Here is a 14,719-nt window from a genome sequence, read left to right on the forward strand (position 1 = left end):
CTCAACGGATAAAAGCTACCCCGGGGATAACAGGCTTATCTCCCCCAAGAGTCCACATCGACGGGGAGGTTTGGCACCTCGATGTCGGCTCATCGCATCCTGGGGCTGTAGTCGGTCCCAAGGGTTGGGCTGTTCGCCCATTAAAGCGGTACGCGAGCTGGGTTCAGAACGTCGTGAGACAGTTCGGTCCCTATCCGTCGTGGGCGTAGGAAATTTGAGAGGAGCTGTCCTTAGTACGAGAGGACCGGGATGGACGCACCGCTGGTGTACCAGTTGTTCTGCCAAGGGCATAGCTGGGTAGCTATGTGCGGAAGGGATAAGTGCTGAAAGCATCTAAGCATGAAGCCCCCCTCAAGATGAGATTTCCCATAGCGTAAGCTAGTAAGATCCCTGAAAGATGATCAGGTTGATAGGTTCGAGGTGGAAGCATGGTGACATGTGGAGCTGACGAATACTAATAGATCGAGGACTTAACCATATAATATGTAGCAATGTTATCTAGTTTTGAAGGAATATGCATTAAAATTTCTTCTTGACATTTCGAAAGAAATGTTTATAATGATAAAAGTCTGGTAATGATGGCAGAGAGGTCACACCCGTTCCCATACCGAACACGGAAGTTAAGCTCTCTAGCGCCGATGGTAGTTGGGACCTTGTCCCTGTGAGAGTAGGACGTTGCCAGGCTAATATTATTCCGCAGTAGCTCAGTGGTAGAGCTATCGGCTGTTAACCGATCGGTCGTAGGTTCGAGTCCTACCTGCGGAGCCATTATGCTTCCATAGCTCAGCTGGTAGAGCACTTCCATGGTAAGGAAGAGGTCACCGGTTCAAGCCCGGTTGGAAGCTTGGGAATAGGTTTAAAACTTTTTTGGCCCGTTGGTCAAGTGGTTAAGACACCGCCCTTTCACGGCGGTAACACGGGTTCGAATCCCGTACGGGTCACCACTTTTGGAGGATTAGCTCAGCTGGGAGAGCACCTGCCTTACAAGCAGGGGGTCGGCGGTTCGATCCCGTCATCCTCCACCATATATATTTAAAATGTCGGAGGGGTAGCGAAGTGGCTAAACGCGGCGGACTGTAAATCCGCTCCTTCGGGTTCGGCAGTTCGAATCTGCCCCCCTCCACCATTTTCTTTAAAATAACCTGAGAGGGTTTATTTTTTTGAAAAGATAACCATACTAGTAAATATTAATGGGCTATAGCCAAGCGGTAAGGCAACGGACTTTGACTCCGTCATGCGCTGGTTCGAATCCAGCTAGCCCAGCCATTTACGAGCCATTAGCTCAGTTGGTAGAGCATCTGACTTTTAATCAGAGGGTCGAAGGTTCGAGTCCTTCATGGCTCATCATTTTTGCGGAAGTAGTTCAGTGGTAGAATACAACCTTGCCAAGGTTGGGGTCGCGGGTTCGAATCCCGTCTTCCGCTTAATTAATAAGGGGCCTTAGCTCAGCTGGGAGAGCGCCTGCCTTGCACGCAGGAGGTCAGCGGTTCGATCCCGCTAGGCTCCATCTAAATAAAAAAGCTTACATCATATGATGTAAGCTTTTTTTGTGTTTAAAAAGACAACTTTTATACTTGTCGTTTAAAATGAAGAAAACGTAAAAATAAGGGATGGGGAGATAATTGTGAAAGTTGTTATTGCATCTGATTCATATAAAGAAAGCCTAAAAGCTATAGAAGTATGTGGAGCTATTGAAAGAGGTTTTAGAGCAATTTTTCCTAATGCAGAGTATGTGAAAATACCAATTGGAGATGGAGGAGAAGGGACGGTTGAATCACTTGTTGATGCTACAGGGGGGAGAATTATATCAATTAGTGTGACAGGACCGCTTAGAGAAGGTATACAAGCTTTTTATGGCATTTCTAAAGATAAAAAGACAGCGTTTATTGAAATGGCAGCAGCATCAGGATTACAGCACGTTCCAGTTGAAAAGCGCAACCCACTTATTACAACGACAAAAGGAACAGGAGAACTTATATTACATGCGCTAGATCAAGGAGTGGAGTACATAATTTTAGGACTTGGAGGAAGTGCTACAAATGATGGTGGGGCAGGTATGTTAGCAGCTTTAGGAGTAAGATTTATAAATGACAAGGGTGAAGTAATAGATCCATCTGGAGGCACATTACATTCGATTGTTGCTATTGATTTTTCACGAATGGACCCCCGCTTAAAGGGGGTAAAGATAGAAGCGGCATGTGATGTGGATAATCCATTAGTCGGAATGCAGGGAGCATCTTTCATATTTGGGAGACAAAAGGGTGCAAATGTAGAGATGATGAAAGAGCTAGATGAGAATTTACAACATTATGCGAATATGCTTAAACGATATGTATCTTTTGATGTATCTGAAATACCTGGTGCAGGGGCAGCGGGAGGAATGGGAGCGGCTGTTATTTCAGTGTTAAAGGGAGACTTGCGGAGGGGCATTGAAATTGTATTAGATTATACAAATTTCGATAAACATATAGAAGATGCAAATCTCATTATAACTGGTGAAGGTAGAATAGATAAACAAACTGCATATGGAAAGGCTCCTGTGGGTGTTGCGGGGCGTGCAAAACGTTTTTCTGTGCCTGTAATTGCTATTGGAGGGTCTGTATCATCTGATTATTCAGCTGTGTACGAGAAAGGAATAGATGCGGTATTTAGTATTACAACGAGACCGATGACACTAGAAAAAGCATATAAAGTAGCAGAAGAAAATATTGAAATGACAACAAAAAATATTGCAATAGTATGGAAAATAGCATCAGAAAAACACTTCTAAATGTAGGAGTGTTTTATTATTATTATTTAATAATAGTGATTGCGATTGTTTCATTAAGTTAACTTTATACATAGAATAGTCTTGAAATTTGGTTTTCAGTATGAATATAAGTGAATAAATTGTATATCCATACAGAAAAATGTCGAGTTGAGTCAGACTATATAAAAGATTTAAAATATTTAGTGAAGGCATAAAAGGGGGATACTATCTATGAAAAAAGAAATCTCAGTTATTGGAGTTCCAATGGATTTAGGACAGATGCGTCGTGGAGTTGATATGGGACCGAGCGCGATCCGTTATGCAGGGGTAATTGAAAGAATTGAAGAAATTGGATATGACGTTAAAGATATGGGAGATATATGTATAGAGAGAGAAAAAGAGATAGATGAAAATACAAAATTAAGAAACCTTACACAAGTTGCAACTGTATGTAATGAATTAGCAAGTAAGGTGGATCATATTATAGAAGAAGGTCGTTTTCCACTTGTATTAGGTGGTGACCATAGTATTGCTATCGGTACATTAGCTGGTGTAGCAAAACATTATAAAAACTTAGGCGTTATTTGGTATGATGCACACGGTGATTTAAATACAGAGGAAACTTCACCATCTGGAAATATTCATGGTATGTCACTTGCAGCAAGTTTAGGTTATGGACATTCTTCACTTGTAGATTTATACGGAGCATATCCAAAGGTGAAAAAAGAGAATGTCGTAATTATCGGTGCGCGTGCATTGGATGAAGGAGAAAAAGATTTCATTCGCAATGAAGGTATTAAAGTGTTCTCAATGCATGAAATTGATCGTATGGGGATGACGGCTGTTATGGAAGAAACAATCGCATATTTATCTCATACTGATGGTGTACACTTATCATTAGATTTAGACGGTCTTGATCCTCATGATGCACCAGGTGTTGGAACGCCTGTAATTGGCGGTCTATCTTATCGTGAAAGTCATTTGGCGATGGAAATGTTAGCAGAAGCTGATATTATCACATCTGCTGAATTTGTTGAGGTAAATACGATTTTAGATGAGAGAAATAGAACGGCAACAACAGCAGTTGCTTTAATGGGTTCTTTATTCGGTGAAAAACTAAAATAAATGTAAGAAAAGCAACTGAGAAGTTGCTTTTTTTATTTGAAAATAGGCGTATAATAATGATTTATATTATACTGTACAATAAAAATGTTTGACATCTTACCAATTTGAGCTAAAGGGGGTTGTTTGTAATTGTCGTTTGTTTCATGTATGGTATAATTAACTAGTTGTTGGAAATACATACAGATAGAGCATAAAACAATATTTCAATATATGGATAGAATTGCTCGTAAGTAGGAGGAAGGGATAGCATGCCTTTTGAAGATACGACCATTTTGAAATATCTTAGTACGGCATTAGATATTGCCATTGTATGGTTTATTATATATAAGCTAATTCTTATAATCCGAGGGACAAAAGCTGTTCAACTTTTAAAAGGGATTACAGTTATTATCGTCGTTAAGATGATCAGTATTTTCCTTGAATTGCGTACGCTATCTTGGCTAACTGAACAAGTATTAACGTGGGGATTTTTAGCCGTTATTATTATCTTTCAGCCAGAATTGCGAAGAGCACTTGAGCAGCTAGGGCGCGGAAGTTTATTTTCGCGTGTTGGAACGCATGAGGATGATGAACCTGAAATGGTTGCAACAGCGATAGCAAAAGCAACCGAATATATGGGGAAACGTAGAATTGGTGCATTAATTACTTTGTCAAAAGAGACCGGTATGGGTGATTATGTGGAAACGGGTATTCCGCTGAATGCAAACGTATCATCGGAATTACTTATTAATATTTTTATTCCAAATACACCTCTTCATGACGGAGCGGTAATTATGCAAGGAAGTACAATTAAAGCAGCAGCATGCTATCTTCCATTATCAGAAAGTCCGTTTATTTCTAAAGAATTAGGAACTAGACATCGTGCTGCAATGGGAGTTAGTGAAGTTACTGATAGTATTACAGTAGTTGTGTCTGAAGAAACTGGTCAAATTTCTTTAACGAAAAATGGTAAGTTGCATCGTGATTTGAAGACAGAACAGCTGAAGGATATGTTATTAGCTGAATTTAGTGGAAACGAAAAAACGACTTCTTCGTCTTTATGGAATTGGAGGAGAAAGCGTCATGGATAAGTTAATGGAGAATCATTGGTTTTTAAAAGGGATCTCATTACTATTGGCGTGTATGCTTTTTATGTCAGCGACGTTAACTGAAAAAAATACGACATCAGGTATATTACCTTTTGCAAATGATACGAAAGAAACATTAACTAATTATGCTATTAATCTTAAGTATGATGAGGAGAAATATATTGTAAGTGGTATTCCGGCAGAGGGCGTTAAAGTAAAATTAGAAGGCCCAAAAGCATCAGTTGCTACAGCAAAAGCAAAAAAACAATTTGACATACCAGTTGATTTGCGAGATAGTCCAAAAGGAACTTATGAGATTTCTTTAAAAACGAACGGGCTTCCAGATGATGTGAAAGGAACAGTTCAGCCATCAACAATTAAAGTTACTCTTCATGAAAAGGCGAGAAAATATGTTCATGTAGATCTGAAATTATCAAATGAGGATCAGATGCCAGCGGGGGCTACTCTAGAAAAATCAAGCCTTAAACCGGATACTGTTGAGGTAGTTGGGACGAAAGAAGAAATTGAAAGCATTTCATCTGCCAAAGCGTATGTTGATTTAAAAGGTGTTAATAAAACTGTTACAAAAACGCCCGAAGTTACATTATACAATAAAGAAGGAAAACGTTTAAATGTAAGAACAAGTCCATCTAAGATTAGTGTAACGTTGAATGTGGCAACGCAAAATACAGCCAATAATACTGAAAAAACTGTTCCTGTAACGTATACGAAGAAGGGGAGTTTAGCAGAAGGATTGGCGGTTACAAATATCAGTGTTGAACCGAGAGAAGTAACGATAGCTGGTCCAAAAGATATTTTGGATAATATACAATCGCTAGAGGGGGTCGAAGTAGATCTTAGTCAATTGACAGAGTCTACAACATTCGATGCCTCTGTTTTATTACCCAAGGGTGTAACAAGTGCCAAACCGAATCAAGTGAAGGTTTCGGTGGGAGTGCAAAAAACAAAACAAACGAAAACAAAAACGATTGATGGTATCCCAATCCAGAAAAATGGACTTTCTAAAGATGTTACTGCTCAGCTACTTTCGCCGCAAGATGGAAAGATAAGTGTTGATATTTCAGGAGAAGCAAGTATAGTAGATAAAATAACAGCTGCTCAAATAACAGCGGTAATTAATCTGCAAAATGTATCTCCAGGAACGAAAGATATTTCAATTCAAGTGAGTGGTCCTGGTAATATTTCAATAGAGCCAAAACAAAAAAGTGCTAAAGTTACTATTGTGAAGAAAGAAAAACCAGATAAAGAAGTACAGGGTAACGGTCAACAACCGGATTCAAACACCGATCAAGAAAATCAAAATGAGAAACCAAAAAATCCTGAACCTGATTCAGAAAAAGAACAGGAAAAGAATCAAAACCAAAATCAAAATCAAGATAAAGATAAAGAAACGAGTCAAGAACCAACAGTAGATAATCACAATCAAAAAGAGCAAGAAAAAGGAGCGAATCATAATGGGTAAATATTTTGGTACAGATGGAGTACGCGGAGTTGCAAATAAGGAGTTAACACCTGAATTAGCTTTCAAAATTGGACGTTTTGGTGGTTATGTATTAACAAAAGATACAGATCGTCCAAAAGTAATTATTGGTCGTGATACACGTGTATCTGGCCATATGTTAGAAGGAGCTTTAGTAGCAGGGCTATTATCAACTGGAGCAGAAGTAATGCGCCTTGGCGTTATTTCTACACCGGGCGTTGCTTATTTAACAAAAGCACTAGACGCACAAGCGGGTGTTATGATTTCTGCATCTCATAATCCAGTACAAGATAACGGTATTAAATTCTTTGGTTCAGACGGCTTTAAATTAACAGATGAGCAAGAAGCTGAGATTGAAGCTTTATTAGACAAAGAAGTTGATGAACTACCACGTCCGACAGGTACTAATCTTGGACAAGTGAGTGATTACTTTGAAGGTGGACAAAAATATTTACAGTACATTAAACAAACTGTTGAAGAAGATTTCTCTGGCCTACATATCGCTTTAGATTGTGCACATGGTGCAACTTCTTCTCTTGCTCCATACTTATTTGCAGACCTAGAAGCTGATATTTCAACGATGGGAACTTCTCCAAATGGTATGAATATTAATGAGGGTGTAGGATCTACACATCCAGAAGGCTTAGCTGAATTGGTAAAAGAAAAAGGTGCGGATATTGGACTTGCTTTTGATGGCGATGGCGACCGTTTAATTGCTGTAGACGAAAAAGGAAACATCGTTGACGGTGATCAAATTATGTTCATTTGTGCGAAGTACATGAAAGAAACTGGTCAATTAAAACATAATACAGTTGTTTCAACTGTTATGAGTAACTTAGGTTTCTACAAAGCACTTGAAGCAAATAATATTACAAGTGATAAAACAGCAGTTGGTGACCGCTACGTAATGGAAGAAATGAAGCGCGGAGGTTACAACCTAGGTGGAGAACAATCAGGCCATATTATCTTACTTGATTACATTACAACTGGTGATGGAATGTTAAGTGCACTTCAACTTGTAAACATCATGAAAATGACGAAAAAGCCATTATCTGAGCTTGCAGGGGAAATGACGAAATTCCCACAATTGCTAGTAAACGTTCGTGTAACAGATAAAAAATTAGCATTAGAAAATGAAAAAATTAAAGAAATTATTCGTGTTGTAGAGGAAGAAATGAACGGTGATGGCCGTATTCTTGTTCGCCCATCTGGAACAGAGCCACTTATTCGTGTAATGGCAGAAGCACCAACACAAGAAGTTTGTGATGCATATGTACATCGCATTGTAGAAGTTGTGAAAGCCGAAGTTGGCGCTGAATAATTAGCTGAATTCATATGAAAAAGGAGCACAAAAAGTGCTCCTTTTTCATATGTTTTATAGACGATGAAAAAAATTTCATTGACGGTTTATCCATGTTTGTTATAAGATGGTCTTGTTCTTTTTCTCAAAGGAAATATTGTAAATTATAAAAGCGCCAGAACTACAAATAGTGTAGTTGACGAGGTGGGGTTTATCGAGATTTCGGCGGATGACTCCCGGTTGTTCATCACAACCGCAAGCTTTTACTTAAATCATTAAGGTGACTTAGTGGACAAAGGTGAAAGTGTGATGAGAGAAGAGGAACGGATGAAAACTAGCTGTATAAGTATATACGGACTTAAACCCAATCGAGAGGAAGGTGAAAGCCGTTACAAGCTTACAGGGCTAGCAATATGTAATCCGTTTTTTAGTATAAATAAAAATGGTATCGGACTATGTCGTTACATGTTCGCAGAGCAGTGTAAGCATTTGTAACGGCGACTAAACATGTGTGGAATCGTAGGATTTATTGGAGAGCAAGATGCAAAGGAAATTTTATTAAAAGGTTTAGAAAAGCTAGAATATCGTGGATATGATTCAGCAGGTATTGCAGTACAAGCAGAGAACGGTGTTGTTGTATACAAAGAAAAAGGCCGTATCGCAAAACTTCGTGAAATCGTAGATGAGAACGTAGCAGCAAGCGTAGGTATCGGACACACACGCTGGGCTACACACGGTGTTCCAAGTAAAGTAAACGCGCATCCGCATCAAAGTACATCAAAACGCTTTACATTAGTTCATAACGGTGTAATTGAAAACTATGAATTAGTGAAAAAGGAATATTTACAAGATGTAACGTTCGTAAGTGAAACAGATACAGAGGTTATCGTACAGCTTATGGAACAACAAGTGAGCACAGGATTAAGTGTAGAAGAAGCGTTCCGTAATACGCTATCTCTTTTACATGGCTCTTATGCAATCGGATTACTTGATGCTGAAAATCCAAACATGATTTATGTTGCTAAAAACAAAAGCCCGCTATTAGTAGGTGTTGGTGACAACTTTAATGTTGTGGCAAGCGACGCTATGGCGATGTTACAAGTTACAGATCAATTCATTGAGCTAATGGATAAAGAAATCGTAATCGTAACGAAAGAAAGTATTACAATTAAAAACTTACAAGGTGAAACGATTGAACGTGCACCGTTTACAGCGGAATTAGACGCAAGTGATATTGAAAAGGGAACATATCCTCATTTCATGCTTAAAGAAATCGATGAGCAACCACTTGTAATCCGTAATATAATTCAAAAGTATCAAGATGAAAATGGCGAAATTGAATTAAATCAAGACATCCGCAATGCGATTTTAGATAGCGATCGCATTTACATCATTGCATGTGGAACGAGTTATCATGCAGGTCTTGTTGGAAAACAATTTATCGAGAAGTTTGCAAAAATGCCAGTTGAAGTACACGTGGCAAGTGAATTCTCTTACAACATGCCATTATTAACAGAAAGACCATTCTTCATTTACATTTCACAAAGTGGTGAAACAGCTGATAGCCGTGCAGTACTTGTACAAACAAATGAAATGGGGCATAAAGCATTAACAATTACAAACGTGCCTGGTTCTACGCTTTCTCGTGAAGCTGATTATACACTTCCGTTATACGCTGGACCAGAAATTGCAGTTGCATCAACGAAAGCTTACACAGCACAGCTTGCAGTACTTTCAATTTTAGCGGCTGATATTGCTAAAGCAAAAGGTGAAGTTCTTGATTTCGATTTAACACACGAACTAGGACTTGTAGCAAATGCAATGATAGAACTTTGTGATCAAAAAGAAGAAATGGACGCATTAGCAAAACAATTTTTAGCAACAACGCGTAACTGTTTCTTCATCGGCCGTAGCGTAGACTTCTACGTAGGATTAGAAGGTGCGTTAAAACTAAAAGAAATCTCTTACATCCAAGCAGAAGGATTCGCTGGAGGAGAGTTAAAACACGGTACAATCGCTTTAATTGAAAATGGTACACCAGTTATCGCACTTGCTACACAAGAGCACGTAAACCTTGGAATTCGTGGTAACGTGAAAGAAGTAGTAGCACGCGGGGCTAACCCATGTATCATCTCAATGAAAGGCTTAGAAATGGAAGGTGACAGCTTCGTATTACCAGCTGTACACGAAGCGCTAGCACCGCTAGTAGCAGTTATTCCATTACAACTTATCTCATACTACGCAGCACTTCACCGCGAGTGTGACGTTGATAAGCCACGTAACTTAGCTAAGTCTGTTACTGTTGAGTAGGAGATTGGTAGGTTAATAAATATAGTTATAGCTTTAAAATAAATTTACAAATTTGCACCCCTTTAGATATTTTATCTAAAGGGGTATTTTTGTGTCGAAAAAGAACATCTAAAATTGATAAGCGGAAAGAGCCCTATAGATTAAAGTTTTACTTTATCGGATTCACTTTTATTTATCTGAATTTTCCGTTACTATTTTAAGTATCCGTGAACAATTTCCTTTATTACGACAAGAAGAGACGGTAGATTCATGGACATTACAAGGGGCTTATTATATGAAAGTGAAAGCAAAAACATATTTAAGTATAGAAGAGATTATTTCATTACCAACCGTATCAAGTACAAACATAAGTGATGATGGTAAAAACGTAGCATTTGTTAAGAAGACGGCTGATTGGAAAGACAATATATATAGGAATCATGTATGGATATATGAAAAAGATAAGAAGCAGAGTTACCCATTATCAAATGGTGATATAGATAGTACACACCCATTATGGTCTCCAGATGCTAGGTGTATCGCATATCTTAGTCCAGTTGGTGATGGGGAAAATCAGATATTTGTTAAGTCACTAGATGATTATAGAGAGGTTCAAATTACTGATGAGAAAGAAGGAGTCAGTACATTCAAATGGGGTCCTACTGGCAAGGGTCTTTATTATGTTACGCAGTCAAAAGAATGTGAAGAGATAAAGAAACGTAAGGACCTATATGGAGATTTTCAACATATAGGTAAGGAACACCAGAATAATTGTTTATATTACATTGAAATAGAAAAGGTGATACAAAGTGATACAGATGAATACGAGAACAGAGTTGTTTATCAATTAACGGATGGTAAGGACTTTCATATCCATGAATTTGATATTTCAAATGATGGTAAAAAGGTTGTATTTATAACGACACCAAGCTCAAATATGGCAGATTATATAAATGGAGATCTATACATACTCCATATTAAAGCTGGAGAGCTACAAAAGCTGAATGTGGATAAGTTGTTGGGAGGGAGTGTTTGCTTTTCTCCTGACGGCAGTAAAATATGTTACACAGCAAGCATAAGAGAGAAGGATTACTATAGAAACCATATACAAGATAGTACGTTAGAGATATATGATATGAATACTGGAGAGGTAATTCAGCCTCTAACAAACTTTGATAGTACAGTTATGCCATTACAGTGGACAGCTAAAGGAATTTTAATTAGATGGCAGGATAAAACGAATTATCGTATTGGATTACTAGCTGAAGATGGCACTGTGGAAGCATTAAGCGACAAGATAGATGGCTTTATAATGGATGCCTCTATAACAAAGGATGGAAATCATATAACCTATAATAAGGCTATAACAAATGAAACCTTTGAAATCTATTTAGACGATAAAAAAATAACGGATGAAAATAGCTTTTTCAAAGGGAAACTTAAAAGTAACAGGGAAATCATCTCATGGAAAAGTAGTGATGGTCTTGAAATAGAAGGTGTTTTATCAACGCCAGTAGAGTTTGACACTAATAAAAAATATCCTTTATTAGTAGTAATTCACGGTGGTCCGGCTTGGGCATCTTTTCCGATATTTTCAGACTGCTTCAATGAGAAATATCCGATTGAACAGTTTGTTGAAAAAGGCTTTATCGTTTTAGAGCCAAATTACAGAGGAAGTTCAGGTTATGGTAATGAATTTTTAAAAGCTAACTATAGAAAACAGGGGATTGCTGACTACGACGATGTTATATCAGGAGTTGATAAACTAGTTGATCAAGGGATAGTAGATAAAGATAGAGTAGGAGTTATGGGATGGAGCAACGGTGGATATGTATCAGCTTTTTGTTCTACATTTAGTAGCAGGTTTAAAGCTATTTCAGTTGGCGGTGGAATAACTAACTGGAGTACCCATTATGTAAATACAGATATACCTTACTTTATTAGAATGTATTTAGGAAATACTCCATGGAATGATCCAGATATATATACGAAGACATCACCTATGACGTATATTAAATCAGCTTGTACGCCTACCTTAATTCAACATGGGGAAAAGGATGCAAGAATTCCGATTACAAATGCATATGATCTATATCAAGGATTAATGGATATGGAAGTTGATACAGAATTAATTATATTTAAAGGAATGGCATATAGTTCTGACCAACCAGGAGTTCATGTGGCTATTATGAAGCGGAACTTGATGTGGTTTTCACACTATATGCTTGAAGAGAGTATGGAGGGTTTTAGGACTTTGTAATAGATGTTTGTACAAGACATATGATTGAAACGGTCTTCATATTGAGATGATTTATTATAAAATATATACTTAAACTACTATCAGTACATACATCAGGGAGGACTAATATGACAGGAAATAAAAATGACTTACTAGTAGAAAAACGTGAAGAGTTATTGAAAGTATTGCAAGCTCGTTTTGAGAAAAACATGAACCGCCATGAAGGTCTTGAATGGGCTAAAGTTGAAGCGAAGCTGACTACTAATAATGAAAAATTGTGGTCACTTAACGAAATGGAAGTAACTGGTGGTGAGCCGGATGTTATTGGTTATGATGAAGAAAAGGACGAATATACTTTCTATGATTGTTCAAAGGAGAGTCCTAAAGGCCGCAGAAGTCTTTGTTATGATCTTGAAGCGTTAGAATCAAGAAAAAAGCATAAACCAGAAAATAACGCTATTGATGTGGCGGCCGCTATGGGTATTGAGTTATTAACGGAAGAACAATATCGAGAGTTACAACAACTTGGAGATTTTGATATGAAATCATCGAGTTGGGTACAAACACCTTCAGATATTAGAGAGCTTGGTGGTGCTCTATTTTGCGATTATCGCTTTGGACATGTTTTCGTGTACCACAATGGAGCAGACTCTTACTATGCTGCCAGAGGTTTTCGTGGTTCATTAAAAGTTTAAATTAGGATAAATAAGAAAAAGAGCCTATATTCAGGCTCTTTTTCTTATTTATATTTTAAAAGTAAATTGTTACTACGCAGTTTTACTTAATTTATATGTTCTGTGGTTGTTTTTACGGAAAAGTTTAGGGGAAACATAGCCATCTAATCCAATACGTCCAGCGTTCTGCCCTGCAACTAAAATGAACATAGTCAAAATAAGCAGGTTTGGGTTTACACTAACAGTTCTGCTTAATAAAAATGAAAGATTCATTATGATTCCGAAAAATGCAGCTGTTTTTGTTAATCCGCCTAAAATCAAACCTAGACCTACTAAAATTTCTCCCCATTGAACTAAAAAGCTAAATAGGTCTGCGTTTGGAAGGACAAAATGTTGAAGGAAATCTGCCCACCAACTTTGTACTGCAGGGTGGTCCCCTGATGCTTGAGCAATAGCACCCTTTAGAAAGCCACTTGCGTCAAAAGATTGTCCGAAGACTTTGCCTATCCCAGCAGCGAACCATGTATATCCTATGTAAAGTCGTAAAAGTAATAATATGAAAGTAGCACGTTTATCAGTTCTTAAAAAATTGATAACCATTGAAATCCCTCCAATATTGTATTTACACGTTTATTATATATCCAATGTGAAAAGATTCACAATGGAGAGAATGTGAACAAGGATAGGTTGTGAATAATTGTTTTATTTTTTGTAACATTTTATCTGCTTTGATAAACTAAGAATAGAGATATATGTAAAGGAGACAAAGACTCAATATGTGGATGAACTTGTAATGATTAGAAACTACTAGATAGATAAATTTTGCTCTCATAAGCGAGGGTTTATTTAGTTATCTGTAAATCATTCAAGGAATGCATATTTGGCTTGTACATCCCTTTTATAAGGATAGGTGCCTATTTTATGTATCTGTCTTTTTTGTGGGAAAGTTTATATCTCTTATATAAAATATGCGTCCTTTAAACTTGGAGGAGTATATGATGAACCAATTAAAAAATAAAGTAGCAGTTATTACAGGGGTAAGTCGTCTAGATGGTATAGGGGCAGCGATTTGTAAAGAATTAGCAGAATCAGGATACGATATATTTTTTACGTATTGGACAGCTTACGATAAAGAGATGCCTTGGGGCGTTGATAAAAATGAACAAATACAATTAAAAGAAGAGTTACTAAAAAACGGTGTTAAAGTATCAAGTATGGAGTTAGATTTAACTCAGAATGATGCACCAAAAGAGCTTATAAATAAAGTTACTGAACAATTAGGGTACCCTCATATATTAATTAATAATGCAGCATATTCTACGAATAATGATTTCTCTACGTTGACTGCTGAAGAATTAGATAAGCATTATATGGTAAATGTTCGTGCGACTACATTGCTCAGTAGTCAATTTTCCCGGGGATTTGATAAGAAATCTGGTGGTAGAATTGTTAATATTACTTCGGGGCAATTTCAAGGTCCTATGGCAGGAGAACTAGCTTATGCGACAACGAAGGGAGCTATTGATGCTCTTACTAGTACGTTGTCAGCAGAGGTAGCTCATTTAGGAATAACAGTGAATGCAATTAATCCAGGACCAACCGATACAGGATGGATGACTGAAGAGATAAAACAAGGGTTAAAGCCGATGTTTCCTTTTGGCAGAATTGGTGAGCCAAGGGATGCAGCTAGACTCATTAAATTTTTAGTAAGTGAAGAGGCCGAGTGGATTACTGGGCAAGTTATTCATTCAGAAGGTGGATTTAAAAGATAAAAA

Annotated in this window: 11 protein-coding genes, 9 tRNA genes and 2 rRNA genes (1 of these 22 running past the window's edge); 21 read left to right on the forward strand and 1 reads right to left on the reverse strand. The window is 37.6% G+C overall.

Going from position 1 to position 14,719, the window contains the following annotated elements:
• From DN407_RS00895 to DN407_RS00990, 20 genes are all read left to right on the forward strand, one after another.
• Nucleotides 1-478: ribosomal RNA gene (locus DN407_RS00895) — 23S ribosomal RNA — on the forward strand (it extends 2,444 nt beyond the left edge of the window).
• 90 nt (nucleotides 479-568) lie between these two features.
• Nucleotides 569-684, forward strand: a 5S ribosomal RNA gene (gene rrf, locus DN407_RS00900).
• A gap of 9 nt (nucleotides 685-693) precedes the next feature.
• A tRNA-Asn gene (locus DN407_RS00905) sits at nucleotides 694-768 on the forward strand.
• A 4-nt stretch (nucleotides 769-772) separates the two neighbouring features.
• Nucleotides 773-845 (forward strand) — tRNA-Thr (locus DN407_RS00910).
• A gap of 24 nt (nucleotides 846-869) precedes the next feature.
• Nucleotides 870-944: transfer RNA gene (locus tag DN407_RS00915), tRNA-Glu, on the forward strand.
• 5 nt (nucleotides 945-949) lie between these two features.
• Nucleotides 950-1,025: transfer RNA gene (locus tag DN407_RS00920), tRNA-Val, on the forward strand.
• Between the two features lie 17 nt (nucleotides 1,026-1,042).
• Nucleotides 1,043-1,126, forward strand: a tRNA-Tyr gene (locus DN407_RS00925).
• A 65-nt stretch (nucleotides 1,127-1,191) separates the two neighbouring features.
• Nucleotides 1,192-1,266 (forward strand) — tRNA-Gln (locus DN407_RS00930).
• Between the two features lie 5 nt (nucleotides 1,267-1,271).
• Nucleotides 1,272-1,344 (forward strand) — tRNA-Lys (locus tag DN407_RS00935).
• An 8-nt stretch (nucleotides 1,345-1,352) separates the two neighbouring features.
• A tRNA-Gly gene (locus tag DN407_RS00940) sits at nucleotides 1,353-1,424 on the forward strand.
• A gap of 10 nt (nucleotides 1,425-1,434) precedes the next feature.
• Nucleotides 1,435-1,507 (forward strand) — tRNA-Ala (locus DN407_RS00945).
• Between the two features lie 117 nt (nucleotides 1,508-1,624).
• Entirely contained in the window at nucleotides 1,625-2,770 is a 1,146-nt protein-coding gene (locus tag DN407_RS00950) for a glycerate kinase (RefSeq protein WP_149215930.1), read from the forward strand.
• Nucleotides 2,771-2,980: 210 nt separating this feature from the next.
• Nucleotides 2,981-3,874: an arginase gene (gene rocF, locus DN407_RS00955; protein ID WP_000711563.1), complete on the forward strand. Its 894-nt coding sequence runs from the start codon at nucleotides 2,981-2,983 to the stop codon at nucleotides 3,872-3,874.
• Between the two features lie 248 nt (nucleotides 3,875-4,122).
• Complete coding sequence (cdaA, locus tag DN407_RS00960) at nucleotides 4,123-4,944, forward strand: diadenylate cyclase CdaA (RefSeq protein WP_001115697.1); 822 nt, start codon at nucleotides 4,123-4,125, stop codon at nucleotides 4,942-4,944.
• Nucleotides 4,937-6,424 (forward strand): CdaR family protein, encoded by a 1,488-nt coding sequence (locus tag DN407_RS00965; protein ID WP_000359598.1) that lies wholly within the window; start codon nucleotides 4,937-4,939, stop codon nucleotides 6,422-6,424. The genes cdaA and DN407_RS00965 overlap by 8 nt, the downstream gene beginning before the upstream one ends.
• Nucleotides 6,417-7,763: a phosphoglucosamine mutase gene (glmM, locus tag DN407_RS00970; protein ID WP_000521476.1), complete on the forward strand. Its 1,347-nt coding sequence runs from the start codon at nucleotides 6,417-6,419 to the stop codon at nucleotides 7,761-7,763. Before DN407_RS00965 ends, glmM begins: the two co-directional genes overlap by 8 nt.
• A 288-nt stretch (nucleotides 7,764-8,051) precedes the next feature.
• On the forward strand, nucleotides 8,052-8,237 hold the full coding sequence (locus tag DN407_RS00975; RefSeq protein ID WP_001206405.1) for a hypothetical protein: 186 nt from the start codon (nucleotides 8,052-8,054) through the stop codon (nucleotides 8,235-8,237).
• 12 nt (nucleotides 8,238-8,249) lie between these two features.
• Complete coding sequence (gene glmS / locus DN407_RS00980) at nucleotides 8,250-10,052, forward strand: glutamine--fructose-6-phosphate transaminase (isomerizing) (protein WP_000334163.1); 1,803 nt, start codon at nucleotides 8,250-8,252, stop codon at nucleotides 10,050-10,052.
• Nucleotides 10,053-10,326: 274 nt separating this feature from the next.
• Complete coding sequence (locus DN407_RS00985; RefSeq protein ID WP_149215931.1) at nucleotides 10,327-12,291, forward strand: S9 family peptidase; 1,965 nt, start codon at nucleotides 10,327-10,329, stop codon at nucleotides 12,289-12,291.
• 107 nt (nucleotides 12,292-12,398) lie between these two features.
• Entirely contained in the window at nucleotides 12,399-12,965 is a 567-nt protein-coding gene (locus DN407_RS00990; protein ID WP_000147390.1) for a DUF4256 domain-containing protein, read from the forward strand.
• Between the two features lie 72 nt (nucleotides 12,966-13,037).
• Here DN407_RS00990 and DN407_RS00995 read toward each other — a convergent pair whose 3' ends face one another.
• Nucleotides 13,038-13,544, reverse strand: a complete 507-nt coding sequence (locus tag DN407_RS00995) for a DoxX family membrane protein (RefSeq protein ID WP_149215932.1) — start codon at nucleotides 13,542-13,544, stop codon at nucleotides 13,038-13,040.
• A gap of 395 nt (nucleotides 13,545-13,939) precedes the next feature.
• Between DN407_RS00995 and DN407_RS01000 the strand changes: the two genes are divergently transcribed.
• Entirely contained in the window at nucleotides 13,940-14,716 is a 777-nt protein-coding gene (locus DN407_RS01000) for an SDR family oxidoreductase (protein WP_002098920.1), read from the forward strand.
• The last annotated feature ends 3 nt before the right edge of the window (nucleotides 14,717-14,719 follow it).

Origin of the sequence: Bacillus sp. JAS24-2, assembly GCF_008274905.1 — a bacterium.
In the GTDB taxonomy this organism is placed as follows: Bacteria; Bacillota; Bacilli; order Bacillales; family Bacillaceae_G; genus Bacillus_A; species Bacillus_A cereus.